The sequence below is a fragment of the Phytohabitans sp. LJ34 genome (assembly GCF_052068095.1).
Classification (GTDB): domain Bacteria; phylum Actinomycetota; class Actinomycetes; order Mycobacteriales; family Micromonosporaceae; genus Phytohabitans.
This window is the reverse complement of the sequence record NZ_JBQHDG010000004.1, coordinates 126,719-153,007: the sequence shown is the minus strand read 5'-3', so window position 1 is coordinate 153,007 and position 26,289 is coordinate 126,719. Positions and strand designations below refer to the sequence as shown.

Annotated in this window: 25 protein-coding genes and 8 tRNA genes; 22 read left to right on the top strand and 11 right to left on the bottom strand. The window is 69.3% G+C overall.

What is annotated here, in order from left to right; translation table 11 throughout:
* Positions 1–12 precede the first annotated feature (12 nt).
* Both ACTMTJ_RS08390 and ACTMTJ_RS08385 read left to right on the top strand, forming a co-directional pair.
* Entirely contained in the window at positions 13–477 is a 465-nt protein-coding gene (locus tag ACTMTJ_RS08390) for a hypothetical protein (RefSeq protein WP_441215553.1), read from the top strand.
* Between the two features lie 1,036 nt (positions 478–1,513).
* Positions 1,514–4,558: an AfsR/SARP family transcriptional regulator gene (locus ACTMTJ_RS08385; protein WP_441215552.1), complete on the top strand. Its 3,045-nt coding sequence runs from the start codon at positions 1,514–1,516 to the stop codon at positions 4,556–4,558.
* Positions 4,559–4,745: 187 nt separating this feature from the next.
* Here the strand turns inward: ACTMTJ_RS08385 and ACTMTJ_RS08380 are convergent, their stop codons facing one another.
* The 3 genes from ACTMTJ_RS08380 to ACTMTJ_RS08370 all read right to left on the bottom strand — a co-directional run bounded on the left by ACTMTJ_RS08380 (position 4,746) and on the right by ACTMTJ_RS08370 (position 7,835).
* Positions 4,746–5,123, bottom strand: a complete 378-nt coding sequence (locus tag ACTMTJ_RS08380) for a hypothetical protein (protein WP_441215551.1) — start codon at positions 5,121–5,123, stop codon at positions 4,746–4,748.
* A 497-nt stretch (positions 5,124–5,620) separates the two neighbouring features.
* A complete protein-coding gene (locus ACTMTJ_RS08375; protein ID WP_441215550.1) occupies positions 5,621–6,376 on the bottom strand; it encodes an IclR family transcriptional regulator in 756 nt (251 codons plus the stop codon).
* A gap of 7 nt (positions 6,377–6,383) precedes the next feature.
* A complete protein-coding gene (locus tag ACTMTJ_RS08370) occupies positions 6,384–7,835 on the bottom strand; it encodes an APC family permease (RefSeq protein ID WP_441215549.1) in 1,452 nt (483 codons plus the stop codon).
* A gap of 186 nt (positions 7,836–8,021) precedes the next feature.
* On the opposite strand from ACTMTJ_RS08370, the gene ACTMTJ_RS08365 reads away from it, so the two are divergent.
* The 4 genes from ACTMTJ_RS08365 (at position 8,022) to ACTMTJ_RS08350 (ending at position 11,035) form a co-directional block, all read left to right on the top strand.
* A complete protein-coding gene (locus ACTMTJ_RS08365; protein WP_441215548.1) occupies positions 8,022–8,807 on the top strand; it encodes a hypothetical protein in 786 nt (261 codons plus the stop codon).
* 7 nt (positions 8,808–8,814) lie between these two features.
* Positions 8,815–10,065, top strand: a complete 1,251-nt coding sequence (locus tag ACTMTJ_RS08360) for a copper amine oxidase (protein ID WP_441215547.1) — start codon at positions 8,815–8,817, stop codon at positions 10,063–10,065.
* 65 nt (positions 10,066–10,130) lie between these two features.
* A complete protein-coding gene (locus tag ACTMTJ_RS08355; RefSeq protein ID WP_441215546.1) occupies positions 10,131–10,718 on the top strand; it encodes a DUF305 domain-containing protein in 588 nt (195 codons plus the stop codon).
* The gene (locus tag ACTMTJ_RS08350) at positions 10,715–11,035 is read left to right on the top strand and encodes an integrase core domain-containing protein (RefSeq protein ID WP_441215545.1); all 321 of its coding nucleotides are present in this window, start codon (positions 10,715–10,717) and stop codon (positions 11,033–11,035) included. Before ACTMTJ_RS08355 ends, ACTMTJ_RS08350 begins: the two co-directional genes overlap by 4 nt.
* A 15-nt stretch (positions 11,036–11,050) precedes the next feature.
* On the opposite strand, the gene ACTMTJ_RS08345 is transcribed toward ACTMTJ_RS08350, so the two are convergent.
* Genes ACTMTJ_RS08345 through ACTMTJ_RS08335 form a run of 3 tightly spaced genes read right to left on the bottom strand, consistent with a single transcriptional unit; the run spans position 11,051 to position 13,486 of the window.
* Positions 11,051–11,839: a helix-turn-helix domain-containing protein gene (locus tag ACTMTJ_RS08345; protein ID WP_441215544.1), complete on the bottom strand. Its 789-nt coding sequence runs from the start codon at positions 11,837–11,839 to the stop codon at positions 11,051–11,053.
* A 45-nt stretch (positions 11,840–11,884) separates the two neighbouring features.
* Complete coding sequence (locus tag ACTMTJ_RS08340) at positions 11,885–12,646, bottom strand: ABC transporter permease (RefSeq protein WP_441215543.1); 762 nt, start codon at positions 12,644–12,646, stop codon at positions 11,885–11,887.
* Positions 12,647–12,655: 9 nt separating this feature from the next.
* A complete protein-coding gene (locus ACTMTJ_RS08335) occupies positions 12,656–13,486 on the bottom strand; it encodes an ABC transporter ATP-binding protein (protein WP_441215542.1) in 831 nt (276 codons plus the stop codon).
* Between the two features lie 61 nt (positions 13,487–13,547).
* Here ACTMTJ_RS08335 and ACTMTJ_RS08330 point away from each other — a divergent pair, with 61 nt between their 5' ends.
* The 14 genes from ACTMTJ_RS08330 to ACTMTJ_RS08265 all read left to right on the top strand — a co-directional run bounded on the left by ACTMTJ_RS08330 (position 13,548) and on the right by ACTMTJ_RS08265 (position 20,260).
* On the top strand, positions 13,548–13,895 hold the full coding sequence (locus tag ACTMTJ_RS08330) for a PadR family transcriptional regulator (protein ID WP_441215857.1): 348 nt from the start codon (positions 13,548–13,550) through the stop codon (positions 13,893–13,895).
* A complete protein-coding gene (locus ACTMTJ_RS08325; protein ID WP_441215541.1) occupies positions 13,892–14,650 on the top strand; it encodes a hypothetical protein in 759 nt (252 codons plus the stop codon). The genes ACTMTJ_RS08330 and ACTMTJ_RS08325 overlap by 4 nt, the downstream gene beginning before the upstream one ends.
* A gap of 196 nt (positions 14,651–14,846) precedes the next feature.
* The gene (locus tag ACTMTJ_RS08320; RefSeq protein ID WP_441215540.1) at positions 14,847–15,401 is read left to right on the top strand and encodes a GNAT family N-acetyltransferase; all 555 of its coding nucleotides are present in this window, start codon (positions 14,847–14,849) and stop codon (positions 15,399–15,401) included.
* 607 nt (positions 15,402–16,008) lie between these two features.
* Positions 16,009–17,136 carry an epoxide hydrolase family protein gene (locus ACTMTJ_RS08315; protein WP_441215539.1) on the top strand — a complete coding sequence of 376 codons (1,128 nt, stop codon included), beginning with the start codon at positions 16,009–16,011 and terminating at the stop codon, positions 17,134–17,136.
* Positions 17,137–17,534: 398 nt separating this feature from the next.
* A tRNA-Glu gene (locus tag ACTMTJ_RS08310) sits at positions 17,535–17,606 on the top strand.
* Between the two features lies 1 nt (position 17,607).
* Positions 17,608–17,679: transfer RNA gene (locus ACTMTJ_RS08305), tRNA-Gly, on the top strand.
* 5 nt (positions 17,680–17,684) lie between these two features.
* Positions 17,685–17,755, top strand: a tRNA-Glu gene (locus tag ACTMTJ_RS08300).
* A 6-nt stretch (positions 17,756–17,761) separates the two neighbouring features.
* Positions 17,762–17,844 (top strand) — tRNA-Leu (locus ACTMTJ_RS08295).
* Between the two features lie 26 nt (positions 17,845–17,870).
* Positions 17,871–17,946 (top strand) — tRNA-Gly (locus ACTMTJ_RS08290).
* 158 nt (positions 17,947–18,104) lie between these two features.
* Positions 18,105–18,175: transfer RNA gene (locus ACTMTJ_RS08285), tRNA-Gln, on the top strand.
* 8 nt (positions 18,176–18,183) lie between these two features.
* A tRNA-Thr gene (locus ACTMTJ_RS08280) sits at positions 18,184–18,258 on the top strand.
* Between the two features lies 1 nt (position 18,259).
* Positions 18,260–18,332 (top strand) — tRNA-Thr (locus ACTMTJ_RS08275).
* A gap of 166 nt (positions 18,333–18,498) precedes the next feature.
* Positions 18,499–19,167: a BON domain-containing protein gene (locus ACTMTJ_RS08270; RefSeq protein WP_441215538.1), complete on the top strand. Its 669-nt coding sequence runs from the start codon at positions 18,499–18,501 to the stop codon at positions 19,165–19,167.
* 856 nt (positions 19,168–20,023) lie between these two features.
* On the top strand, positions 20,024–20,260 hold the full coding sequence (locus tag ACTMTJ_RS08265; protein ID WP_441215537.1) for a hypothetical protein: 237 nt from the start codon (positions 20,024–20,026) through the stop codon (positions 20,258–20,260).
* Between the two features lie 172 nt (positions 20,261–20,432).
* Here the strand turns inward: ACTMTJ_RS08265 and ACTMTJ_RS08260 are convergent, their stop codons facing one another.
* Both ACTMTJ_RS08260 and ACTMTJ_RS08255 read right to left on the bottom strand, forming a co-directional pair.
* Positions 20,433–21,149 carry a hypothetical protein gene (locus tag ACTMTJ_RS08260; RefSeq protein WP_441215536.1) on the bottom strand — a complete coding sequence of 239 codons (717 nt, stop codon included), beginning with the start codon at positions 21,147–21,149 and terminating at the stop codon, positions 20,433–20,435.
* Entirely contained in the window at positions 21,146–21,793 is a 648-nt protein-coding gene (locus ACTMTJ_RS08255) for a hypothetical protein (protein WP_441215535.1), read from the bottom strand. Before ACTMTJ_RS08255 ends, ACTMTJ_RS08260 begins: the two co-directional genes overlap by 4 nt.
* Before the next feature lie 126 nt (positions 21,794–21,919).
* Between ACTMTJ_RS08255 and ACTMTJ_RS08250 the strand changes: the two genes are divergently transcribed.
* Entirely contained in the window at positions 21,920–22,213 is a 294-nt protein-coding gene (locus ACTMTJ_RS08250; protein ID WP_441215534.1) for a hypothetical protein, read from the top strand.
* A gap of 312 nt (positions 22,214–22,525) precedes the next feature.
* On the opposite strand, the gene ACTMTJ_RS08245 is transcribed toward ACTMTJ_RS08250, so the two are convergent.
* Positions 22,526–23,398 carry a mechanosensitive ion channel family protein gene (locus ACTMTJ_RS08245; RefSeq protein ID WP_441215533.1) on the bottom strand — a complete coding sequence of 291 codons (873 nt, stop codon included), beginning with the start codon at positions 23,396–23,398 and terminating at the stop codon, positions 22,526–22,528.
* A 275-nt stretch (positions 23,399–23,673) separates the two neighbouring features.
* On the opposite strand from ACTMTJ_RS08245, the gene ACTMTJ_RS08240 reads away from it, so the two are divergent.
* Entirely contained in the window at positions 23,674–24,417 is a 744-nt protein-coding gene (locus tag ACTMTJ_RS08240; protein ID WP_441215532.1) for an SDR family NAD(P)-dependent oxidoreductase, read from the top strand.
* A 114-nt stretch (positions 24,418–24,531) separates the two neighbouring features.
* On the opposite strand, the gene ACTMTJ_RS08235 is transcribed toward ACTMTJ_RS08240, so the two are convergent.
* Together ACTMTJ_RS08235 and ACTMTJ_RS08230 are read right to left on the bottom strand one after the other, a co-directional pair.
* Positions 24,532–25,413 carry a transglutaminase family protein gene (locus tag ACTMTJ_RS08235; protein ID WP_441215531.1) on the bottom strand — a complete coding sequence of 294 codons (882 nt, stop codon included), beginning with the start codon at positions 25,411–25,413 and terminating at the stop codon, positions 24,532–24,534.
* The gene (locus tag ACTMTJ_RS08230; RefSeq protein WP_441215530.1) at positions 25,410–26,228 is read right to left on the bottom strand and encodes a transglutaminase-like domain-containing protein; all 819 of its coding nucleotides are present in this window, start codon (positions 26,226–26,228) and stop codon (positions 25,410–25,412) included. The genes ACTMTJ_RS08235 and ACTMTJ_RS08230 overlap by 4 nt, the downstream gene beginning before the upstream one ends.
* Between the last annotated feature and the right edge of the window lie 61 nt (positions 26,229–26,289).

Below are 26,289 nucleotides of genomic sequence, written 5' to 3'. Positions count from 1 at the left end.
CCGGCCCACGCCGTGCCGCTACCGGTCAACGACGGCTTCGAGGGCAACCCGCACGACCGGTGGACCGTCTCCGAGGTACCGGGCCTGACCAACGTGTTCCTGGGCGAGGACAGAGTTAACGCCCTCAACGGCAGCAACCTCGCGTTTCTGAACGCCTATCCGGACGCCCCCGCGACCGCGACGATCTTCCGCACGATCACTCCCGACACGGTGACCTCGTCCATCCAGGGGCGGCTCTGGATGCGACGGTGGGCACACCCGGGCGAGACGGAGGACACCGTCATCGTCTTTCTCCGGATCCGCGCGGGCGGGCCGACCGGGCGGATCATCTCGGTAAACAACACAGCGTTGGAGGACGCCGACAGCTGGTTCCTTCGCACCTTCAACCTGTTCCGGCCGGCCGGCACCTTCACCATCGAGATCTCCGCCTACCGCGGCACGGTCCTCGTCGACGACCTCAACTTCAGGTTCGTCTGAGGCAGACCTGGGATGAAGCGCCGCACCGTCCACACCGGACGGTGCGGCCTTTGCGTCGCCGGTGCGTGCGGCGTGGCCAGGACCCCGGGATCGGAGTCCTGGCCGCAGGACCACTCAACCGCGATCTCTGATCCGGCGGCTACTCCTGCGCGAGGGCGATCGCGTCCACGCCGCGGGGACGGATGGTTCACGAGGGGGATACCCCACCTTCGGCAACGCGGACCTGGCCGGCATGTCCGGTGCCGATCCAGAACATGGTGCGTTGCTGTCACCGATACGCTGCGATGTGACGACATCCACGCCCCCGCGCCGCACGACGTCGAGGCACTCGGGCCGGCGTGCACGGTGCTGCCGAACTCCGATGTGGACCGCGTCATCGCGACGGCGTCAGCCTGGCCGGTCGCATCGTCAGCCCCGACCACGACGTGGCCTGGCGTCTGGTCACCTGGCATGGCCGGCTGCTCGTCCTCGACCGTGACGGTGCCGCCGAATCCACCAACCCAGGCGACGCCGCCACCGGTTTGGGCGCAACGGTGGCCTGTTCCGCTTCTTCCAGGGGACCAGCCCGATTTTCTGCTGGCCAACCTGAACAAGGCGCCGGTACCGCTTTCAGGCTCGCCACCGCCCTGAACACCGCGACCTGAGGTCATTCCTTAAGAGGTCCGGCCGGCGCTCTCCTCCGCCACATCCCGCGACCAGTCATACCGCGGACAAGTTCGGGCGGTGACAGCCCATCCGCTCGCTCAGTCGGGCGTCGTTCCAACCTGTTCACCGGATACGCCGACCAAGCGCCGCCCGGACACCGCCTGGGTGTAGCCGATCACGTAGAACGGTCGGATCTTCAGAAATGACCCGCCAGCCGTTACGGGACGACTGTTTCTCACCTCGGATGCGGTGGGGAGGCTGACGGACGGTGCGCCCATTGCCGCGCCGACTTGGGGCAACGGTGACACAGGCCGTTACGCGGAAGGCTCCTTGGCCTGCACATCGATGATCGACATCGGCAGGTATCGTGGCCGGGACCAGGGGAGGCGGCGTGAGGTTTCTCGTCCTGGGGCCGCTCAAGGTGATCGACGGTGATCGTGAAGTCGCCCTGGCCGGTCGCCGGCGTACGGTGCTCGCGGTGTTGCTGTCCAACGCCGGCCAGGTGGTGCCGCTGGACTACCTGGTGGACGCGGTCTGGGATGACGGCCCGCCGGCGACCGCCCGCCGCCAGATCCAAAACGACATCTCCGCCCTGCGCCGGGGGCTGTCCGGCGGCATCGTGAGCGACGGTTACGGCTACCGGATCGTGCCGCGTCCCGGGGAGCTGGATGCCCAGGTGTTCGCGGACCAGGTGGCCGAGGCTCTGGAGCTGGCCGGTCGGGGCGAGCACGCCGCGGCGGCCGCCGAGCTCCGGTCCGCGCTCGGGTTGTGGCGCGGGCCTGCCCTGCTGGGCCTGTCCGGCCGAGCCGTCGAGGCGGCAGCGGTGCGGCTGGACGAGCAGCGGCTCGCCGCCGCCGAGGACTGCTTCGACCTGGAGCTGAGCCTCGGCAGGCAGCGCGAGCTGGTGGGTGAGCTCGTCGAGCTGGTCGCCGCGTATCCGCTCCGGGAACGCCTGGTCGGCCAGCTCATGCTCGCCCTGCACGGTTCGGGCCGGCAGTCGGAGGCCCTAGCCGCGTACGACCGGCTGCGCACCCGGCTCGCGGACGAGATGGGCCTGGCGCCGGGCAGCCCGCTCCAGCAGCTGCAAGTCGCGATCCTGCGCAACGATCCCGCGGTCGACCCGCCGGCCGCGGCGCCCGCCGTTGCCGGCGATTCCGGTGCCGCAGCGGCGCCACCCGCGCAGCTGCCCGCCCAGGTGTCCGGGTTCACCGGCCGGGACGACCATCTGCGCGGGTTGGACGAGCTGCTTCCGGGACGTACCGGGCGGGCGGCCAACGCGGTGGTCATCACGGCCATCGCCGGTACGGCGGGGATCGGCAAGACCGCCCTGGCCGTGCACTGGGGGCACCGGGTTCGTAGCCACTTCCCCGACGGGCAGCTCTACATCGACCTGCGCGGCTTCTCGGTCGACGCGCCGGTACGTGCGGTGGAGGCGCTGGCACACCTGCTGCGTTCGCTCGGCGAGCCGGCCGAACGGATCCCGGCCGACGTGCAGACCGCGGCCGGCCGGTACCGTTCGCTGCTGGCCGACCGGCGGGTGCTGGTGGTGCTGGACAACGCCGTCAGCGCCGATCAGGTCCGCCCGCTGTTGCCGGGCAGTCCCGGCTGCCTGGTGCTGGTCACCAGCCGCGACCGGCTGACCGGCCTGCTCGCCCGCGACGGCGCCGGCAGCCTCACCCTCGACGTGCTCACCCCGGTCGAGGCGTACACCCTGCTGGAGGCGGTCCTCGGACCGGACCGGGTGGCCGCCGAGCCGGCCGCCACGGCGGAGCTGGCCCGGATCTGCTCCCACCTGCCGCTGGCGTTGCGGGTGGCGGCCGCCAACCTCACCAGTCACCCGTGGACGAGCATCGCCGCCTACGTTGCCGCGCTGCGTGCCGGCGACCGCCTGACCGCACTGGACGTCGACGGTGACGAACAGAGCGGGGTACGGCGCGCTTTCGACCTGTCGTACCGGACGCTGCCCCCCGACGCGCAGCGGGTCTTCCGGCTGCTCGGCCTCGTCCCCGGACCGCACGTCACGGTCGAGGCGGTCGCGGCGATGGCCGCCACCAGCGCCGCGCACGCCCGCCGCCAACTCGACCGGCTGGTCACCGTGCACCTGGTGAACCAGCCCGTGCTGGGCCGGTACACCGGTCACGACCTGCTGCGTCACTACGCGGCCGACCGCGCCCGCGCCGACGACACCGGGGCCGACCGTGAGGTGGCGCTGCGCCGCCTGCACGACTGGTACCTGCACAGCGCCGACCGCGCGGCACGCCTGCTGTATGGACAGATCATGCGGTTGCCGGCGCCGGCCGTCGACGTACCGACCCCGGTCGCCATGGCCGACGAGGCGGCCGCGCTCGCCTGGCTGGACGCGGAACGCGCCAACCTCGTCGCCGCGATCCGGCACGCCGCCGAGCACGGGCCCCGGTCGGGTGCGTGGCTGCTGGCCGACGCGCTGCGCGGGTACTTCTGGCTGGGCATGCACATCGCTGACTGGCAGCACGCCGCCCAGGCCGCGCTGGCCGCCGCGCAGGCCGACGGCAACCTGCGCGCCCAGGCCGCCGTACAGCTCAGCCTCGCCGACTCCCACTACCGGCAGGGCCGGCTCGAGCCGGCCATCGAGCGGTACGAAGCCGCGCTGCCCCTCGCGGAGCAGGCCGGATGGGCACAGTGCGAGATAGCTGCCATCGGCAACCTGGGCGTCATCTATCGGGACTCGGGGCGGGTGCGGCACGCCGTCGACTACCTCGACCGAGGACTGAAGCTGTGCCGCACGAACGGGTGGCAGCACGGCGAGGCCATCACCCTCCACTCGCTCGGCCGCGCCTACCTGCAGCTGGGACAGCTGCTGGAGGCGAGCCAGTGCTGTGCCACGGCGTTGACCATCAACCGCGCGATCGGGTCGCGGATGGGTGAGGCCTCCGTGCTCGCCGATCTGGGCGAGATCCTGCACGCCCAGGGCCGCCTCGACGAGGCGGTGGAGCACCTCACCGAAGCGCAGACCCTGTACCAGGAACTCGGCGACCGGACAAACCAGGCGATCATCTTGCGCGTACTGGCCGCCGTGCGGTGCGACCGCGGCGCCACCGCCGAGGCGGCGGAGCTCGGCCAAGCCGCCCTGGCGTTGACCCGCGAGCTCGGCGAACGCAAGGTCGAGGCCGAGGTCCTGAACACCCTCGGCGCCCTCGCCCACCACGACGGCCGGCATCGGGACGCGATCGCACACCACGAACGGGCGCTGGCACTCACCCGCGCGACCGGAGACCGGTACCCCGAGACGGAAGCGCTGATCGGACTCGCCGCCGAACACCTGTGCCTCGGTCACCGCGACCAGGCCGACGCTCACGCGCGGCGCGCCCTGGTGATCGCCCGCGAGGCCGAGTACAGGCTGCTCGGACAGCGGGCCCAAGCCGTCATCGACCGCCTCACGCTGGCCACTTCCTCCTAGGCCGTTGCGCTCCCTGGCGTGCCAGCATGGTCCTCTGGGAGCCCCTAGCCGACCCCTGGCTGCGGGACCGTGCAGACGACAGCTGCCTGCCCGACGGCGGTGTCGCTTTGGAGCGACCAGTACAGGGCGATCTGGTCACCGGTCTGGATGGTCCCGCCACCGGCGGAGCCCTTCCAGTTGTAGTTGTTCAGCTGGCGTGGAAGTCGTAGGTGTTCACCTCGAAATGCGGGCCGTACGGCGAGGTGATCTCCCGGCCGTTTACGTAGGCCCGATCGATCCAGACCGTGAGGTAGGGGCCGAAGGCCAGCCTGGCCGTCGGGGTCAGCAGGAAGTTCCAGTCGAGCCGCCCGACCGGCGCCGGCGACCGGCGCATCGTGATCACCGCCGGGGACCACCAGGACGTGAACGTCCCGGCACAGGCTGGGTCCGCCAGGATTTGCGGGGTCGGTGCGGCGGGGGCGGCAAGAGCCCCGGGCGTGCTGACCGTCGTGGCGACGGCGGCGGCGAGCACAGCCAGCGCCAGCCGACTTCCCACCCTCGACGCGAGCGCTGCGGAGAACTTCATCTGGGCCTCCTCGATCTGCTTGGATCGCGCGGCCCAGGCGGGGCTGCGCCCGACCATGCTGGCCGAGAGCGTTCACAAAAGCGGCATCGCCGCCTTCATCGCCAGTGCACAACGGCCGGGCGTTGGCGTTCGACCGGCCTCCCACTCCCGCATTCGTGTCCTCGGCGCCGCCGTCCTACGCGGGCGGCGGCACACTGCATGAGCGAGCACCAGCCAGAACCGGGCACTGGGCTGTTCGGTGGCCTGTCGCAGCCCGCCGGCATGACGGGGTACTCACCCACGGCCGGCGACCGCTTCAGGTAAGCCACGCACAGAGCGGCGGCGCAACGCCCTGGAGCGGATCGAACTCGACATGGCCAGCTACGGCATCGTGAAGCCGATCAAGGAGCGCCCGGACGACCCGAACTCCGGCTGGCACTGGGAACCGAAGGCGGCATACCACGCACTGGCCCGAGCCTACGGCCGCCGAAATGGTCGGAGTCATGCCTCTGTCAGCCTCAGGTGACGGTTCGGTGGAGGAGGTGGGCGAGGTTGGTGGCGCAGTGTTCGACCAGTTGGAGTACGGCCGGGGATAGTGCGGCGATGCGGTCCGGGCTACCGCTGACCGCGAGTCCGGCGATGAGTGTGCCGTCCTGGTCGCGTACTGGCATCGCGACGCAGCCGCGGTCCGTGCGCAGCTCTCCGAACTGCCTGGCCACCTGGTCACCGCGAACGCGGTCGAGCTCCCGCTCCAGCGCCTCCGGCTTCCTGAGCGTGCGTGGGGTCAGCCGTCGGAGATCTGCCGGGCGCCAGTCGGCCTGGTTGGCGAGGAGCAGCTTGCCCAGCGCGGAGGCGTGCAGGTGTCTGGCGAGTACCGCGTCCGGGGAAGGCGGATGGTCCGGGTCGGGGTCGAGCATGCGCAGCCGGCCGTGGCGTAGGGAGGCAAGGTGCACCGCGAGTCGTACCCGGGAGCGCAGCTCGGCCACGGCGTCGGCCGCACCGGCCGGCACGGCGGAGTCGGCAACCGCTCCGGCCAGTTCCACGACCTTGCGTCCCAGCGCGAAGCCGCGCAGGTCGGGGAGGCGGACCAGGTACTCCTCCGCGACGAGCAGGTTGACCAGGCGGTACGTGGTGGCGGGTGAAAGGCCGAGCGCGGTCGAGAGCTCCCGCGCGGTGACGCCGGGGCCGGCGCGCGCGACCTGTTCCAGCACGGTGAGCGCACTGCGGATGGCTGCGGGCTGGCGTCCGGCTGGCGGATGGTCGGTGGTGGCCATGGCGGGCCTACCTGGGCCGTGGTGGCTGGGCGCTGGGCAGGATGTCGTCCGGTGTGGCCGCGTCATAGAAGCCCATCGCGCTCACCCGGTGCGGTGTGCGGCGCCGCACCCGTAGCAGCCACAGCAGGCCGAGCCCGAGAAATCCGAGCAGCGCGACGACGAGCCAGCCCAGCCCGTCGCCCCGGCCGGCGCGAACGACCAGCACGAGCGAGCCGGCGATCACCGCGACGGCGAGGGCCGCGAGGCCGGTGGCGCCCGCGGTGGCCTCGCCGATCCGGTGCAGGAACGGCCGCACGGCGAGGCAGACCAGCAGGTACGCGATAAGGAACGCGAGCACGGCGAGTAGCTCCAGCCAGCCGAACACCTGGCGGGTGGGGGTGCCGAGCGCCCACAGTGCGATCGGCACGCCGACGGCGAGCGGCATCATCGCGTACGCGGCCACGTACGGCGTGCGGTAGCGGGTGTGGGTGCGGCCCAGCGCGGCTGGCGTGACCCGCTCGCGGCCCATGGAGAAGAGCACCCGCACGACCGCGTTCGTCGACGCCATCGCACAGGCGAACAGCGACGACGCGAGGCCGAGCTGGACCAACGCGGGCAGGAACGGCAGGGCCGGCCCGGCCGCTCCTCCGCCGCCGCGGGCGTTCCCGACGAGGTGCAGGACCGCGGCCACCGCGAAGAGGGCACCGCACGCGGCGGGCGTCCAGAGCACCACACGGGGTACCACCGCGAACGGCTTACGCGCCTCGACGCTCAACGCGCAGCCACTCTCGAAGCCGACGAGCGCCTTGAGGCCCGTCATCAACGCGGCCGCGAAGACCCCGATGTCTAGAGTGGATGGTGGCGGTCCGGCGTCCGAGCCACGGTACGCGGCTACGGTGAGCGCGGTCAGCACCGCCACCACCGAGCCCGCTTCCAGCAGCAGCGTGAGCGCGGCGGAGACCCGGATGCCGCGTACCACGACGGCGGTCATCGCGGCGCCGAGCAGAGCGGTCACAAGGAGCGCAGGAGTGTCGCCGACCGGGGCGGGCACGGCGCCGGCCTCGGTGAGGAAGCCGACCACCCGCCGGCCGGAGCCGAGCAGGCACATCACGACAAGCGACCCGTACGCGACGATCAGCGCGCACCCGGTCAGGAAGCCAGCCGCAGGGCCGAGCCCTTTCGACACGTAGGTGTACAGCGAGCCGGCCGCCGCCATCCGGCGGGCGAACTGGGCGACCGCGAGCCCCACCAGCATCATCGCCAGCGTGGCGAGCCCGATGACCGGCACCGCCGCCGCGCCCATCGCGGTGACCATCGCCGTCGCCGACATCATGCCCGGCGACGGCGCCACGACCGAGACCGCCTGGGCCGCGACCGGCAGCGTGGAGAGCCGCCGCCGGTCCAGCCCCGCGCGCGGTGCCGGGGGCCGCTCGTCGGAGCGGGCGAGTGCGTCGGCGATGGCGTCGGCCAGCGCGCTCATGATCCACCCCCTTCCGGCGCTGGCCCGGAAGCTAAGTGATCAACGTTTCGGCGGTGTTGCGGCATCTGAGAAACGGCACCGTCGCCGCTCTCGTTTACCGGAGTCGCGATCTTCCAACGCGTTGATGATCGCGACATCGACGCCACCGAGGGTGAGGTCCGTCCACTCACCCCCGCTGGAGGGTCTATGGAACATCCCTGGAAGTCCCGGGCGCAGCGCCTGCGATGGGGGTTAGGTGTCGCCTCCTGTACCGCCGTCGTCGCGCTCGCCGTCGCCTGGATCGGCGGTGCCACGGCGTCGACACCCGAGCGGGTGCCGGGCGGCGAGGCGGCGGCCCCGGCCAGTGCCGAGGCCGAGCCGGCCCAGGCACCCGCCGCCGACCCCACCACCGGGCCAGCGCCCGCGGCCGGCACGGGTCGCGACCCGCTCACACCGTCCGAACTGGACCGGGCACGGACCGCCGCGCTCGACGCGTCCCTGCGCGCCGGGACTACCGACGTGAACGGCGCGACCGGGCCGGAGTACCTCTCGTTCGAACTTGTCGAGACCAAGTCCGCAGACGCGCCCCGGCGGGCGGCCGTGTACTTCTACGACTACACGGCCAACAAGCTCATCAAACGGGTCGTCAACCTGAAGACCGGTGCGGTCGAGGGCACGTTCACGGCCGCGAAGCGGCAGCCGCCGCCCTCCGACCGGGAGGTCGCGAAAGCGCTCGAACTCTTCCTCGCCGACGGGCTGAGCGCCGACTTCAAGTCCCGGTACCAGAAGGCCACCGGAAAGGCGTTCACCTCACCGGACCAGCTCGAGATCACCGGCACGACGTACGTCGCCCGCCCGGCCGACACCGGCGCCGACCAGTGCGGCGAGCACCGGTGCGTGCAGTTCATCACCCAGGTCCCCAGTGGACCGTTCATCGACATCACCGACATCGTGGTCGACCTGTCCGGTCGCACGGTGGCGCGCCTACGTTAGGAGCCGGATGCGCAGGAAGCTTTGGGGCGGCGCCGCGGCGCCGCTGCTCGTCATCGCCGGCATCGCGGTGCCGGCACCGGCCGCGGCCAACGACCGATGGGAGTACTGCGGCAACAACGCCCTCGTCAAACAGGAGCTGAAGAACGGCACGCTGTGGCAGATGTGCTGGCGCGTCGACGAGAAGACCGGCCTGGTGCTGGAGAAGGTCGCCTTCAAAGGCAAGCGCGACAAGCTCCCCGTCATGGTCCTCGACTCGTCCACGATCGCGCAGCTGAACGTGCCGTACGACTCCGGGTACAACGAGTGGAACGACATCACTTCGTACGGCTTCGGCGGCGACTTCATGCAGCCGCTCGCCGCGTCCGACTGCAAGGGGCAGCGCCGCGGCGTCTGGACCGGCGCCGGCCAGGACACCAAGAAGGTGCTGTGCATAAGCCAGGAGGAGACCGGCCTCGCGTACCGGCTGGAGGGTGAGACGCCGGAGAAGCCGTACGCCAAGATGGGCCACGACCTGGTCCTGCGGACCATCTCGAAGGTGGGCTGGTACGAGTACATCACCGAGTACCGGTTTGCCGACGACGGCCAGATCTCGGTGCGCCTCGGCGCTACCGGCGACCTGGCGCCGCGCGACTACACCACCGCCGATCAGGGCTGGCCGATCGGGCCGGGCCAGAGCGACTACTCGGTCAACCACTACCACAGCGCCTTCTGGCGGGTCGACTTCAACATCGGCGGGTACGGCACGGAGAAGGTCGAGCAGTACGACACCGCACCGACCGGCGAGCGTGGCCGGCGGGGTGCCATCTACAAGACCACGAAGACCGACCTGGGCACTGAGTCGACGCTCAACACCGATCTGCGCCGGTGGTGGCGGCTGGTCAGCCCGACGAGCAAGAACGCGGACGGCCACAACCGCTCGTACGAGTTGGAGCTGGCCGCGAACGACGCGTACGAGGCACACCCGGAGACCCAGCCGGACGTGACGTTCACGCAGTACAAGCCGTGCGAGAAGTTCGCCACGTTCAACCAGGACCCGGAATGCGCCGGCACGTCCATCCTGGAGTACACGAACGGTGAGCGGCTCAGCGACCCGGTGATGTGGGTCCGGGTCGGCTTCCACCACGTGCCGCGCGACGAGGACCAAAGCCCGATGCCCGTGCACTGGCAGGGTTTTGAGCTCGTGCCGCGGGACTTCACCGCGCAGAACCCGCTCGCTCCGGCCGACCGGCTCGGTGTCAACGGTGACGGCGTGGCCTGACCCAACCCGACTCCGCCCCGCGTGCGCGCCGACGTGCGCGGGGCGGATCCCGATTGGAGGTTGCCATGCGCGCGACGCTGTTGCTGTCCGCCTGTCTCCTGCTCGCCGGCTGCGGCGCGGACGCGGTGGCGACTCCGCCCCCGCCACCGTCCACTGTGGCACCCACACCTGAAGCCTCGTCGGTCCCGCCGAACGGCCAGGACCTGCTTTTCGCGGCCATGATGATCGCCCACCACGGGCAGGCCGTGCGGATGAGCCAGACCCTGCTCGGCAAGGCCGGCGTACCGCAGCGGGTGGTCGCGGTCGCCGACTACATCCGCGCCGACCAGAGCCGCGAGATCACCGAGATGAACGCGTGGCGGGTCGCCTGGGACTCGCCCGCGGTGTCACCGGACGACCCGGCCGCCGCACGGCACGGCGCCGGCCACGGCATGATGACCGAGCAGCAGCTGGCCGCGCTCAACGCCACCGACGGGCCCGCCGCGACCCGCCTCTACCTCGAGCAGATGATCGCGCACCACAACGGCGCGATCCTGATGGCCAAGGCAGTGCTGAAGGTCGGGCGCAACGCGTACATCCACAACCTCGCCAAGCACATCCTTAACGAGCAAGGCGCGGAGAACGACGTAATGGCCAAGCTCCTCGCCATGTGACGCCTCAGGTCGGATCGGCGCTGGACAACGCCGCCGCTGAGGCGTTCAATTCGATCATCAAGGTCGAGTACATCCACCGGCACCAGTTCCGCACTCGCGCTCCAGCCCGACTCAAGATCGCCACCTGGATCGTGGACTTCTACAACACCCGCCGTTCGGCACAGTGCCTGCGACGGCCTACCACCTATCGATTACGAGCGATTGATGGCAGAGGCCGGGAGGCCCGAAGCCGCATAACGGAGTCCTCCACGATTTCTGGGGGTCCCGAAGTCGGTACACGGGGGGCGTCCAGAACTTCCGGGGTAGACCGAGGTTGAAACGACGCCCGGAGGTTAGTCGGGCGGTTGCGTCAGCCGCTCCGGCCGGGTCCGGATCCAACTGGCCCAGCCGCGCTCGCGCATCAGGTGCATTAGCCGCTGCGCCCGCGGGTCGGACTCGACGGCAAGTGCGTCCAGAAGGTCGAACGGTAGGTCGTCGTGCGCCCCGTCGTCGGGTTTGGTCTCGCCGGAGGCGTATGCCTGCTCGGCCAGGCCGGCCATGATGTCGGCGAGTTCCTCCAGACGCGGGTCGTCGTCGCCTGTGTCGCTTTCAAGGATCTCCGACCCCAGCCGATAGAGCCGAACGAGCTGCGGGTCCTCGAGCTGCGCGTGTTTCGCGGGCATGATCTCGCGTATGTGATCGGGCCAGCGTGCCGCAACCAGGATCCACCCGTCCCGTTCAGCCTCCACCATCCGTTCTGACACCCCGATCTCCCGAAGCCGATCGAGATAGGAGATCACCTCCGGCGGGAGTGCCAGACTGTCCCCGGCGACGAGTTGCGCGATCTGCTTGCGGCTGGTCTCAAGCCGTTCGATCTCGTCGTGCAGGTGGCTGTCGATCCTGTGGACCGCTTCGGCAAAGGTCGCTGTGTCGGCTTCGAGCATTTGACGGATCTGAGACAGCGGCACGCCGGCGTTGGCGAGGGTGCGGATCTTGATGAGGGACACGACTGCCATTGCGCCATACCGCCGGTAACCCGAAGCATCCCGCTGCGGCTCGGGCAGAAGTCCGATCTGGTGATAGTGCCGCACCGCCCGCACCGTGACGCCGGCATACGCCGCAAGTTGACCGATCGTCAGCATGCTCTGATCCTGCCCTCAACTCGCCCGGACCTGGGCGACGTCGGCTCAGGAGATCCTGCGGCGGTAGGAGACGGTGGCGAAGATGTAGGCAACGATGAGGATGCCGACGCACCAGGCCAGGGCGATCCAGATGTCGGTGCCGACGGGTTGCTGGGTGAACAGGGCGCGGATCGTGTTGACGATGGAGGTCACCGGCTGGTGTTCGGCGAAGGCGCGCACCGGGCCGGGCATGGTGTCGGTGGGCACGAAGGCCGAGCTGATGAACGGCAGGAAGATGAGCGGGTAGGAGAACGCGCTCGCGCCGTCCACGGTCTTCGCGGTGAGGCCGGGTACCACGGCCATCCACGTCAACGACAGGGTGACCAGGATGAGGATGCCGGCGACCGCGAGCCAGGCCAGCACTCCAGCGCCCGAGCGGAAGCCCATGAGGAGGGCGACGCCGACGACGACCACGAGCGAGATCACATTGGCGACCAGCGAGGTCAGCACGTGCGCCCACAGCACGCCCGATCGGGCGATCGGCATGGACTGGAATCGCTCGAAGATCCCGCCCTGCATGTCCGCGAAGAGCCGGAACGCGGTGTAGGAGATGCCCGACGCGATGGTGATGAGCAGGATCCCCGGAAGCATGTAGTTCACATACGAGACCGTCCCGGTATCGATTGCGCCGCCGAACACGTAGACGAACAGCAGCATCATGGCGACCGGTGTGATCGCGGTCGTGATGATGGTGTCCAGGCTGCGTGTGACGTGGCGCATGGTCCGTCCGGTGAGGACGGCGGTGTCGCCCCAAAAGTGCGTGGCCATTGGCGTTCCCTACTTCTTGTTCGACGCGGTCGTGCGGTCTTGGCCGTCCTTGTCGTCTTCACCGGCGTCGCCGACGACCGCGAAGAAGACGTCTTCGAGGGAGGGCTGCTTCTCGACGTATACGACCTTGGCGGGCGGCAGCAGCTGTTTGAGCTCGGCCAGGGTGCCGTTGACGATGATCCGACCATGGTGGAGGATCGCGATCCGGTCGGCGAGCTGTTCGGCCTCGTCCAGGTACTGCGTGGTGAGCAGCACGGTCGTGCCGCCCTCGGCGAGCTTCTGGACGGCCTGCCAGACCTCGATGCGCGCCTGCGGGTCCAGCCCGGCCGTCGGCTCGTCGAGGAAGATGACCGGCGGATTCCCGATGAGACTCATCGCGATGTCCAGGCGGCGGCGCATGCCACCGGAGTACGTCGCTACCCTGCGGGTGCCCGCCTCGGTCAGCGAGAAGCGCATCAGGAGGTTGTCCGCGATCGCGCCCGGGTCCTTGATGCGCCTCAGCCGGGCGACCAGGACGAGGTTCTCCCGCCCGCTGAGGATCTCGTCGACCGCCGCGAACTGCCCGGTGAGACTGATGGACCCGCGTACGTCGGCCGCCTGCGACGCGACGTCGAAGCCGTTGACCCGGGCCGTCCCCGTGTCGGCCTTGAGCAGCGTGGACAGGATCTTCACGACCGTGGTCTTGCCCGCCCCGTTTGAGCCGAGCAGGGCGAAGATGCTGCCCCGCGCCACGTCGAAGTCCACACCGCGCAGCACACGCAGTTCCTTGTACGCCTTCTCCAGGCCGTGCACGTGGATCGCAGGCCCCCGGGCCTGATCGGTCGTTGGCGGGATGCTCATGACAGCCAGCATGCGGGGTTGACGCGGCGTCAGGGTCAAGCCCGCCGGGCCCGATCCGTGGATCCGCACCCATCAGACAGCCGCGGCACGGCTACGGGGTAAGGCAGGAGGTCGAGACCCTGTCCGGTGGCCGGGTGCGGCTGCGGCCAGCACCCTCTACGACGCGCTTGACCGGTTAGCCGACGAAGGGCTGATCGAGGTCAGTGGCGAAGAGACGGTGGGGCGGCGGCTGCGCCGGTTCTACCGGCTCACCGGTGAGGGTCGAGCGGTTCTGGCGGCGGAGGCGGAACGGCTGCGGCACAACGCCGAGCTGGCCGTCACACGCCTGTCCGCAAACCCGTCCAGCCGGCGGCTCCGGCCGGAAGGTGCCGCGCGTCTCCCGCTCTCATGGACGGCGGGTGCGCGGTGACCCCGGAGCGCGCGGAGGAGCTTCTGGCCCGCCGATACGGATGGCTGATCAGGGCCTGTCCGACCGACTACCGTGACCGGCGCGGCGAGGAGATCATCGGCCTGTTGCTCGACGCCGCTCGTCCCGGCCAGCGGTGGCCGACACTGGTCGAGGCTGCCGACCTGGTGTTCGGCGGGCTGCGCCGCAGGATCGGCGGGCTTAGGCTCGATGCGGTGTTCGGTCGGCTGTCGGCTGCCGGGCCGGTGGCGCTCGCGCTGGCCGCGAGGCTGTCGCTGTTCTGGCTCACTGGGTACGAGTTGGCCGGCGAGCCGAACTGGACGCAGTACGGCGTCTCACAGCTCGGGCCGTTCGAGACCAGCGCACCCATCATGTACGCGGCCTGGGTGGCCACGGCGGCCGTCGTGTGCCTGCTCGGGCGGTACGGCCGGCCGCTGATCCTGCTGTCCGTCGCGCTGGTCGCCGCGATGCCGTACCTGGCCGATCTGTTCCAGCTGCCACAGCCCCCCGGCAACTTCCTGCTGTTGACCAACCTGCTGTACTGGGAGGCGCCTACGCTGAACTTCGACACCGTCCTGATCGTGCTCGGGCTGGTGGCGCTGGCCACCCCGGCCCGTCCGACGTCCCGGACCAGGCAGGGCATCGCCGGCGGGGCGGTCGCCATCACAGCCGTTGCCTGGGCTGGCGGATGGTTGGCGACACGCTCGGCAGACTATCCCTACGTACTGCATGGGGCTATCGCCGGTGCCGGTCCCTGAAGATCACGGACGTCCCCGGCGGCGGCCCGGATGCCGGCGAGCAGCTCTGAGCTCAGGGGATATATAGCAACGGTTTCCTAAGCCGATGACATGATCTGAATGTATGCCGTTGACCTGCTGTTTCGCTCATTCTGACCGACCGGCGTCGGCTGGCATTCGCTGTTGCCCCGGCGATGCGACGTTGTTTACTGAGTCGATGCATGCGAAGCGGTCGGTCCAGGCGCCGACCGATCCGGTTCTGACGCGGCGGCTCGTCCTGACACCGGTCGGTCGAGGCGATGTCGATGACCTGGTCCTCTTGTATAGCGATCCCGTGGTCGCGTATTGGACCGGACCTTGGACCCGCGCTGGCGTGGAGGCGTGGGCCGCGAACATGGCGGCCGGGTGGACGGCGGACGGAGTCGGTAAGTGGATGGCGCGCGCCCGATCGGACGGGTCGCTCGTGGGGCGCGGTGGCTTCACCCGTTTTGACCTCGCCGGTGAGATGGTGCTCGAGCTTGGCTGGGCGGTACGCGATGCCCGCACGGGCCGTGGCTATGCGACGGAGCTTGGCCGGGCAGCGCTCGACTGGGCAGTAACCCACCACGCGGAACTGCCGATCGTGGCGTTTACCGAGGTGCACAACCGTGCCTCGCGGGCGGTCATGGAGCGGCTCGGGATGGGACCAGCGGGCATCATCCGGCGTGAGGGACTTGTCGAGGGCCGGACCGGCATACACCCGGACGCCCCATTCGCTCTTTATCGGCTCTGAGTGCCTGGCGATTGGTTCGGCGCTCAGGTCGGGTCGTCGTTCGGAAGCGACCAAGCTGCTGTCGCGGAAGTCCAGTACGTGGGGCGTGACCTGCGCGTTGTTCGCCAGTTCGGATCCCACCTCGATCGGCTGGATTCGAGGTCCGGCGCGGTAGTGACCGACGTAGCCGATCCGGAACTCGCGGCGGCGTGGTACACAGTGGAGCTTCCGGTGTTGATCGCGGCGGTGCGCGCGGGGTCCTGATCCGGGCTGCCGCACTGTTTGCCGATCTGGGCGACACGGTCAGCCAGGCCGGGGATATCGGCGACTGCAACGCCGCGGCCGGTGACACCGACGCCGCGCGGGCGGCCTGGCGGCGCGCGCTCGGCGCGGCCGGTAGTCAGGAGCACGAGGAGGTCGAACGGGTACGCGCCGCCCTGGCCCAGAGGTCCCCAGCCCCGGCACAGCGCTAGGTGACGGTGACGGGCCTGGGCTAGGCCCGCTGCTCGGAAGCGGCTTTGACGTGGATCACATCTCGTCTTTGTGGAACGGACCATTCCGCTCTGCTACGCTGAGTGGGTCAGAATGAAGCGTTCCGTTCCGCAAGTCGGAATCGAAGGGGTTCGCCATGAGCACCGAGATCCGCCCGTACCGCATCGACGTCCCGCAGGCCGACCTCGACGATCTGCGCGAGCGCCTGCACCGCACCCGGTGGGGTACTGACCTGCCGGGCCAAGGCTGGAGCCGCGGCGTCCCGGTCGACTACCTCAGGAGCCTGGCCTCCTACTGGGCCGACAGCTACGACTGGCGCGCCGCAGAGGCCGCGCTGAACGAGCTGCCACAGTTCGTCACCGAGGTCGAGGGGCAGCCGATCCACTTCGCACACATTCGCTCAGCCAACCCAAACGCGACGCCGTTGCTGATGACGCACGACTGGCCGGCGTCATTCGTCGCGTTCACCACGGTCGTGGAGAAGCTGACCGACCGTTTCCACCTCGTGCTGACCAACCTTCCAGGCGTCGGCTTCGGCGGCCCGCTGGTCGGGCCAGGCTGGAACACCGGCCGGATCGCCGGTGCGTTCAACGAGGTCATGGCGCGGCTCGGGTACGAGCGCTACGGCGTGCAGGGCTCCGGCGGTGGCGGCTGGATCGCCGTCGAGATGGGCCGGCAGGCGCCCGACCGAGTGCTCGGAGTGCACCTGAACGGGCACGTCACGTTCCCTTCGGGCGACCCGGCCGACTTCGACGGACTCACCGAAGCCGAACAGATTCGCCTGCAACGGCTCCAGAACTTCCGCGACGACATGATGGGCTTCAACGCCATCCAGTCGACCCGTCCGCACACACTCGCGCACGCGCTGCACGACTCGCCGGCAGGCCAACTCGCCTGGATCGTCGAGAAGTTCAAGGAATGGACCGACCCCGCGGCCGAGCTGCCGGAGGACGCCGTCGGCCGCGACACGTTGCTGACGAACATCAGCGTGTACTGGTTCTCGGGAACGGCCGGCTCGTCGGCGAACCTGTACTACGAGATGGCCCACGACCCGGCCGGCTGGGCGCCGAAGGACCGCAGCCCCGTGCCCACGGCGGTGCTGCTGGCCGCGAACACCGACATCACGATCCGACGCTTCGCCGAGCGGGACAGCGTCGTCGTGCGTTGGACGGAGATCGAGCGCGGCGGCAACTTCCTCTCCCTCGAACAGCCTGACGCGTACGCCACCGACGTGCGCGCGTTCTTCGACGGGTTGAGTAACTAGCGGGCGACGGATCCGTCCACTTTGGCCTTTGGAACCCAGAAAAGCTGTTGCCCCTGCGGACGGCTACCTCTACCGTTGATCTCAACGCCCACATCGAACCCCGGGAGCGACCGTCATGTTGTGGCACGCCTCATCCGCACCGCAGCGCCTCGCGCTGTGCGGTTCCGCGGGCATGCCCATATTCGGGCGACCCGTCGAGCAGACCGCCAGCGAAAAGCCAAACCTGGGCCGGAGGCGGCGACCGTAGCGCACACCAGCAGCGTCTACGCCGCCCTCCCAGACCAGGGACCGGGCGGCGTTTTCGTTGCAGGGCAACCAACTCCATAGGGGCGTGTCGCCCCTGCGATCCCCCGACTTCGGCCGGCGGTGTTGGGCGTCCGCCGGCTGCCAGCCACAAGCGCCGATTCGACCATGGGTTAGGTCGTCAGGTTCTCACCCTGGAGCAGCGGGTTCGAGTCCCGCATCGGCGACGCGATCGAGGTGTTGGTGGTGACACTCCTGGCTTCCACCCAGAGGTAGCGGGTTCGACTCCCGCCGATCGCTCTCGATGGGGGCTCGGCTAAGGGCAGGCCGACGCATTTTCGATGCGGCTACGAGGTTCGACCCCCTCTGCCCCCAGCTGTAGGTGCTCGTGATGGAAGCAGGTAGACATGCCGGGCTCAAACCCCGGTGCCGCGAGGCGTGAGGGTTCGACTCCCTCCGAGCACACGCCGTCGTAGCTCAGCAGGTAGAGCGCGGACGTAGCGCAGCAGGTAGCGCGTCACCTTGCCAAGGTGAAGGTCGCGGGTTCGAGGCCCGCCGTCCGCTCCAGCTCCCAACACCCGTTGGGAGGACACCGGCTCATCCCAACGGAATCCCCGGTTTCGTTGGCGCGACGAGGAAGGAGGATCCGATGGCCGGGTGACCGGTCCGGACCGGCATCCTTGCCCGCGACGGCCGCCGCTGCGGCTACTGCGACGGGCTGCCCTTGGGAGCTGATGTAACGGAAGCATGGTTGCCTCTGAAGCAGCTCGTCTAGGTTCGAATCCTGGGCTCCCAGCGACACTCGCCGACGAAGCACAACAGGTTGTGCCCCGGTCTTGTAAGCCGGAGGACCCAGTTCGAGCCTGGGCGTCGGCTCCATGCCAGCGCAGCACGACAGGTGGTGCACCGGATTCGTAACCCGGAGGTAGGGCGTTCGAGTCGCCCCGCTGGCTCTCACGCGTCGGGGCGTCGCCCGGGTGTAGGGGTGACGAACAATGTCGTGCCGAATAGCCGACGATAACCCCTTAAACACATGCACTTCCGAGCGAATTCGAAGATTTATTCAGATAAATTGCAAATAGGGTGGCGTGTATCCGGCCGGAGGGCCATGGTTGGCATATGACAGACACGATCCGTAGGAGTGATAACGAACTTCAGACCAACGTCACCGACGAGCTGCTCTACAACCCCAGTGTCGACGCCGCGCAGCTCGGCGTATCGGCGAAAAGCGGCGTGGTGACACTCTCCGGCGAGGTGAACAGCCTGCCCGAGCGTCACGCGGCGAAACGATCAGCCCTACGAGTACGGGGCGTCAAAGCGGTCGCCGATGACATGGTAGTACGCGACCCGGGCACCTCCGGCGCGAACGACACCGATGTCGCCGAGACGGCCAGGCAGATGCTCAGCTGGGCGGTCGACGTGCCGTCGGACTCGGTCAAGGCCAGCGTCCGCGATCACACGATCACCCTGTCGGGCACCGTCAACTGGCAGTACCAGCGCGAGGCCGCAGCCCGCGCGGTCATGTACCTCAAGGGCGTGACCGCGGTCGCCAACACCATCTCGCTAGCCGCGTCCGCGCCACAGTCTGGAGCGAAGGCCGCGATCGAGGCCGCGATCCTGCGCAACGCGCAGCTCGACTCCCGCGAGATCGCCGTTGACGTCAACGGCGCAGACGTCACGCTGAACGGATCCGTCCGGTCGTGGGCCGAACGCCATCAGGCCGGGTACGTAGCGTGGGCAGCCTCCGGCGTGACGGGTGTGAACAACCACCTCGCCGTCACCTCCTGATCCCATCCACCCGCCGCTCCCGCGGCAGGTTGTCAGGACCGTTCCACCACCCCCCGGACAGGGCCGGTCAATGCGCTGCATTGACCGGCCCTGTCGCCCGTTCACAAGGAACTGACCTGAAACGGGGCCCAGCGAATCCGCTAGGCCCCGCAACCTTCATGTACCCGATCGGTGCGAGACGTGCCGGATGACCGGCAGGGCCGCGGAGCCCCGACAGGCGTAGAGTGAGGGTGTTGCTCGGGACCCCGGTGGCGTGACAGTCCGCCTCGGCGGGGCCGAGTCAGACGCCGCGGCGAGATGGGTCAGGACCGGGCCGGCGACGTCGTCGCGCGTCTCCTGGCATCGACCACTGCCTCACGGCACTCGACCGGGGCTGCGCTGTCTCGATGTTCGCTTGACGAAGGGGTTGCCATGTCAGACAAGTCTCCGCAAAAGTCCAACACGAAAAAGCAGGGCAGAACATTGAAGGAGAAGCGGGCCGAGAAGAGGATGAAGAAGATCAGGCGCGCGGACAAGACCTCGAACATCCCGCCAACCGGCCGCTGAACACCTACCAAAGGTCCGATCCGCTTGGTGCGCTGGATCTTCCTCGATGACGGGCGAGCGTGGGCTGGTCGTGGGTGCACTCGTACCCCGACCGCGACCCGTACGTCGAGCTGGACGAGGCCAGCGCGCCCACGTACGCCGAGCCTAGGTGTTGGCTCGCCAGCGTGGCGCGGATGCCGGCGGAGCCGTGGCGGCCGGGTTCGTCGGCCTCGCTTTCGGGGTGTCGCCCTGGTGGCGTAGGCCGTCGTCCGTTCCCGCAGCCAGCCCCTCCGGGCCGTTGGGGGTAATCCCAGGTCATTCTCGACCGGGCATGCGGCTGCCCGGCAACACGGCCGTTGCCGTGGCCGCCGGCGATCCGTTGCGCTGGCTAGTGCTTCAGCGCTCTACGCCGGAGTCCGCCGATCACAGCGGTCCCGAGGAAAAGAATGATCCCGATGATGCCGAGCCACAACAAGCCATCGATGGCGATCCCAACGATTGCCAGAATGAGCCACAGCGCCATCAGCACAACGAAGAGTATGAGCATGACAACCTCCCACGGCTGTAATGCCAGCATAACCGGCCGAGGTGGACACCGCTGGCAACCTGTAGGAGTGCCGAGCGTGCGCGCCCGGCGTACCGTCCACCTGCCGGCGGGCAGGTGTCCAGGGTCAGGTGTCCAGGGTCGCCCGCCGAGGCCGCCGGTTGTTCGCACTGGCGGCTCGGCGAGCTGCGTGCGCTTACATGGCGAGGAGGCGGTCTACGAAGTCGCGGTAGCGGCGGACCGCGACCCGCAGCCGTTCGGTATCCCCGAAGTGCGCGTCGACGCCGTCGTCGGACTGCCAGGCCTCCAGCGTCGTGCGGTGCTGGTCCACGGCGTCGCGCAGGGCGGTGACCATCTCGTCGGCCAGCGCGCCGGCCTGCGCGGCCACGGTGTGCGGGTCGTCGATGAAACGCAGCTGCAACTGCTGCCACCGATCCCGGAACCCCTGCATCGCGGCGCCGTCGAACAGCGCTGCCGGCTCAGCCGGCACATCGCCGGGTAGCAGCTCGCCTGAGCCGGCAACGTCGGGTGCGGCCGTGTCGTCCACGGATGCCGGCACGGTCGGCGCCTGGCCCCCGGTGACGTCGCTTTCCTCGTTGACGTCGCCCACCGGTCCGCCGGTGTCGGCCGCTACGGCGACGCCGTGGTGCTGCTCGGCTGGCTGGGGGTCGGGGCCCGGCCCGGCGTCCGGCATCGGCGCCACACCGACGGCTTGCTCGGGGTCGGCCTGCTCAAGGGCAGCGTCGTCGGCCCAGACGGAACCGCCGACCGCATGCTCGGCGGCGGTATGCGCCGCTGGATCGTCGGCGGCACTGTCCTGAGTGGACGGCTCTGGTTCGGTTCGTTCTGGACCGGCCCGTTCCAGCGTTTGGGTCGGCCGTGTCCACTGCTCACGGGTGCTCTGGTCGGTCATGAAATCCTCCACGGCTCGTTTCCGGGTATGGACATCGGGACGGTGTTGTTGACGGCGCGGTCTCCGGCCGGCTCGGTGGCGGGCGGTTCCACGCCGAGCGGCTTACCGCCCTGGGGGATGGGCTGTTCGCCGAGCAGTTCGGCGAACAGCGCCCGATAGTGCACCAGCGCCTGGCGCAGCTGTTCGGTGCTGGCCTCGCCACGGGTGTTGCGTAGGGAGATCTCGTGCGCCTCCCGGTAGTGGCCGAGAGTGGCGCTGTGTTCGACGGATAGCAGCGCGAGCTGTTCGTCGTCGCTGTCGGTCGGGTACCCGATGTCGCCGACCAGTCTGGTGACCAACTCGTCACCGTCGCGCACCGCGTCACTGGGCGAGTCGAGGAAGCGGGCCTGCACCGTCGCCCACTCGGCCGCGTACCGTGCTCGGGCTTCCGGCGCCAGCGGCTTCAAATTCAGTTCGGCGTGCTTGCGTTCGCGCTGGTGCAATTCCCGCTCGGCCGCGGCGCGGCTGGGCTGCTCGGCGATCACCCGGTGGTATTCCGGGCCGAACTTTGCCCGTAGGTTTCGCCGCCGGGCGGTGAGCCAGCCGGTGACGGCGAGCGCGACCACCACAACGATGATCAGGATGACGATTACAGCAGTGGACATTGGGATCCTCCCTCGGTAGGGCGTATGCCCTGAGCCCGATGAGTTCCAAACCGTCCCGCGTGCCAATTGCCGCGTCGTCGCCGAAGCCGGGTTCCCTCACCGAAACGCCGCTCATCGGTGTCCGTTATGGACATCGCCGGTCTGGGTATCGCTGTGGTATCGGTCGCGGCGGCACGAGGTCACCGCGGAACCACCGTTCGGATTCGCATCAGGAGGCAAGCCGTGCGCATCGGAGCAGTAATCGTCGTGATCTGGTTGATCATTGGCCTGGTGGCTGCCGGACAGCGCGGATACCTCGGCGGGTCTTCCAGCAGCTGCGCCAAAGCCGGAAACACCGTGATCACGATCATCGCGGGACCGCTGAACTACGTGGGCGTCAACCCAAAGGTCGACTGCACCGTGCCGCAGCCGTCAGAGTAACCTTCCGCGCTTATCCGTCCGGGGACGCTGACGTCGACCCCGACGCTGGGGCTGGCGTTGGTGTCGGCGTCAGGGTTGGCGTTGATGTGGGCGCCCGTGACGGCGATGGAGAAGCCGGTGGGGTACGGCTGGGTTTCGACGTGGGGCTCGGCTCCGTCGAGGATTGGCCTGTGGGTGTCGGGATCCTCGACGGGACGACGACGGATGCCGGTACCGGCCGCACGAGCAGGTAGGTCGCCAGCGTGACGACGAACACCAGCGCGATCAGCACCGTCGACAAGCGGACATGTCCGCGCAGCAGGTGTTTGGGCATCAGCGCGCTCCGGCGGGCTCGACGGTGTCGAGGCTGGTCGACACGTTGATGCCCTCCGCTTGCAGGGCCAGCGCGACTCGGGCCCGTAGTTCCCGGCCGACGGTGAACTGTTTGCCGGGTAGTGTGCGGGCCACCATGCGCACGTGGAGGGTGTCGAGCTCCAGGCTTTCCACACCCAGGACGGACGGCGGGTCCAGCAGCAACGCGCTCAGCGTCGCATCGTCGCGGGCGTCCAGGCCGACTCGGCCGAGGATCTCGCGGACTCGGCTCACGTCCACATTGCTGGGTACCGGCACGTCGACGACCGCGCGGGCCCAGTCGCGGGACTGGTTGGTCACCTGCACGATCTGCCCGTTGGGCACGATGACGACCTCGCCGTTGACGGTGCGCAGCCGCGTGACGCGTAGCGTGACCTCCTCGACGGTGCCGCTCACGCCGACCTCGGAGCCCAACGCCGCGATGCGTACCACGTCACCGAAGCCGTACTGGCGCTCGACGATAATGAACAGCCCGGCCAGGACGTCCTGTACGAGGCGTTGGGCGCCGAACCCGAGCGCCACTCCCACCACCGCCGCTGGCGCGACAAGGCCGGTGAACGGCACACCGAGGCGCCGGAGGGTGAGGACCGCCGCCACGCTGTAGAGCAGCACGATCACCGCCCACATGACCACCTGCGCCAAGACGTGGCCATGTTTCGCGGACTCCGTGCGAACCAGGCCGGCATCGCGGGCAGACCTCGCCTCGATCCGACCCGTGACCGCGGAGCCCACCCACCTGGTGATCCGCGAAAGCACGATCGCACCGCTGATGAACAGCACGATTTCCAAGCCGCTGCCGCGAGCCCAGGTGGTGATGTCAGTTATCGGAGCCACTGCCAGACTTGTCATCACCGGACCGGTGGCAGTCACGCCGGCGGCTGGCCGGTCTCCCTCCCGGTGAGGTTTTCGGCGATGAGACCGGCGACGGCGCCGAGCACGATCCAGGCGATAACGCCCATGATGCTCTCCATTGCTAGCGGGCCGATGCCCGCAGTGGGCGGCCCACAACGATGGCTTCCCTCGCCGCGGATTTACCAAACCCCCCGTCCGGACTACACAAACGTCCGATTCCCGCCGGACAGGTGTGGTCGACACGAGCACACTCAGGCATGACCAAAAATCTGGACGGCAAAGTGGCATTGGTAACCGGCGGTAGCCGGGGCATCGGCGCGGCAGTGGTCTCACGCCTGGCCGAAGACGGCGCCGACGTGGCGTTTACCTACCTGCAAAACGTCGACCGGGCCAGCGACGTAGTCGAGAGGGTCAAGGCCGTCGGGCGCCGGGCGATGGCGGTGCGGGCGGACAGCGCCGACTCCGCCGCCGTGAAGGACGCGGTGGACCAGGTGGCCGCCGAGTTCGGACGGCTCGACATCCTGGTCAACAACGCTGGCGTGTTTCTCATCGGACCGGTGGAAGAGCTCGGGCTGGACGAATTCGAACGTACCGTCGCCGTCAACGTGCGCGCGCCGTTCGTCGCGGCGAAAGCGGCCGCCGTCCACATGCGGCACGGCGGACGGATCATCAGCATCGGCAGCAACGCCGCCCAGCGGATGGTGTTCCCCGGTTTCACCCTGTACGCGATGAGCAAGAGTGCTCTCATCGGCCTGACCAAGGGTCTGGGCCGGGAGTTGGGGCCGCGCGGCATCACCGTGAACCTGATCAACCCGGGACCGACCGACACCGACCTGAGCCCAGCCGACGGCCCGGACGCTGACATGATCAAGGGCTTCACCGCCCTCGGGCGTTACGGCACACCGGACGAGATCGCGGGAGCCGTCGCCTACCTCGCCGGCCCGGACGGCCGATACCTGACCGGCGCGACGATCAACATCGACGGCGGCTTCACCATCTGACCTGTTCATCGACCTACGCGGTGAGGATCCCGCATCAACCGCCAATGCGGTGACCTGCCGTCGGGGTTCGGAGTAGGGGCGACGGCCGAGCCGCGCCTGGCGGGTCGGAGCCCGTCAGGCCAGTGCGACGTCGACCCGTTTGGTCGCTGTCAGCGCGCCGCGCGCGGCACCGCGGTAGGTGCCGGAGGTCGGGGCGACATCGGTGTAGTCGCGTCCGGTGGCGACGGTCAGGTAAGCGCGTCCGGCGCGGCGACCGTTGCACGGGTCGAACGCCACCGCGCGGGCGCCCTCCGGATCGGCGACGACGACCTCGACCCAGGCGTGCGTGCCGCCCTCGCTGAGAAGGTGTCCGGAGACATAGCGGGCCGGCAGACCGGTGGCGCGGCAAAGCGCGATCATCACATGGGCGCTGTCCTGACACACGCCACGGCCGAGGGCGAGCGCCTGGGCAGCGGTGGTGTCGACAGTGGTCACCCCGTACTCGTAGGTGATCGCGTCGTGCACGTACGCGCAGAACCGCTCGGCGGTGGCCAGCGGATCGCGGTCAGCCAGCCTCGCCGCGACCCGGTCGATCGTGGGGTCGGTGGCGGTCAGCCGAGTCGGCCGGAGCAGCCGGGGATCGTGCAGCGCCGCGGCCGGCAGGCCGACGTCGGTGCCCGGCCCGGCCCGCTCTACGACCGCCTCGATCACGAACTCGATCCCGTCCGGCACCAGCGGCACACGCGATCGGGTGACGATGTTGCCAGCGGCGTCACGGCGATGGGTGGTACGGGCGCCGGCCGCGGAGACAGCTATCGAATGCCGCCGCCGGCGCTGATCACCATGCTGGCGGGGAGGGACCACCACCAGCCGGTGGTCGAGGTCTCGCACCGGGCCGTCATAGCTGTACCGGAAGCGCTGGTGCAGCACGTACGTGAGCCGGCTGGCCTCCTCCAACTCCGCGGGGGAGGGCAGCCGGGGTGGTGCGTCGGGCGGTGCCCCGCCGTCCGATGTCACGTCGCCTCCTCTGCCCAGACCTGCATGCTCCGCAGCAGTGGTCCACCATAGGTGGTGACCATGGCGACGTCGACCGCGTCGCGGCCGCGGCCGATCAGCGTACGGCCTTTGCGGGCGGCGTTGTTGCGGGGGTCGAAGGTCCACCAGCGGTGGTCGAGGTAGACCTCCATCCAGGCGGCGAAGTCCATCGGCGCCGGGTCCGGCGGCACGTCCATGTCGGGCAGGTAGCCGAAGACGTAGCGGGCCGGGATCGACAGCGCCCGGCAGAAGCTGATCGCGACGTGGGCGAAGTCGCGACAGACGCCGCTGCCGGCCGCATAGGCCTCGGCGGCGGTGGTGGTGGGGCTGCTGGTGCCGTACTCAAACCGCAGGTGGCTGTTGACGTGGTCGCAGATCGCCTGCACCCGCCGATATCCGGGCTTCTGGCCGCCGAACAGGCGCCATGCCTGGTCGCCGAGGACGTCGGGCAGGCAGTAGCGGCTGGGCATGGTGTAGATCAACACGTCGTCGGGCAGTTGCGGGACGGGTAGCTCGGCCGCGTCGAGGTCCACGTCCTCGGTCGCGTCCGGGACGGCGACGAGGGCGTTGTAGCGCAGCGTCGAGTCGCCCGCGGGCAGGGTGAGTCGTTGGCAGTCGTTGCCGTACAGGTCGGTGTAGCCGTGGCGGGTGGTGGCGGGCTGGATATCCCAGCCCTGCTGGAGCACCGCCGCGGGCCCGACCCCGGACGGCTCGACCTGGAAGATCGCGGGCGTTTGCACCTCCGCGGTGTACCGGAACTCACACCCGACCCGGACCTGCCGCGAGACGGCTGTCATGCCCTCAGTCTGGTCCGTCATTGTTTCCTCACCGTAACTGCTGGTCGCGGCAACGAATCGG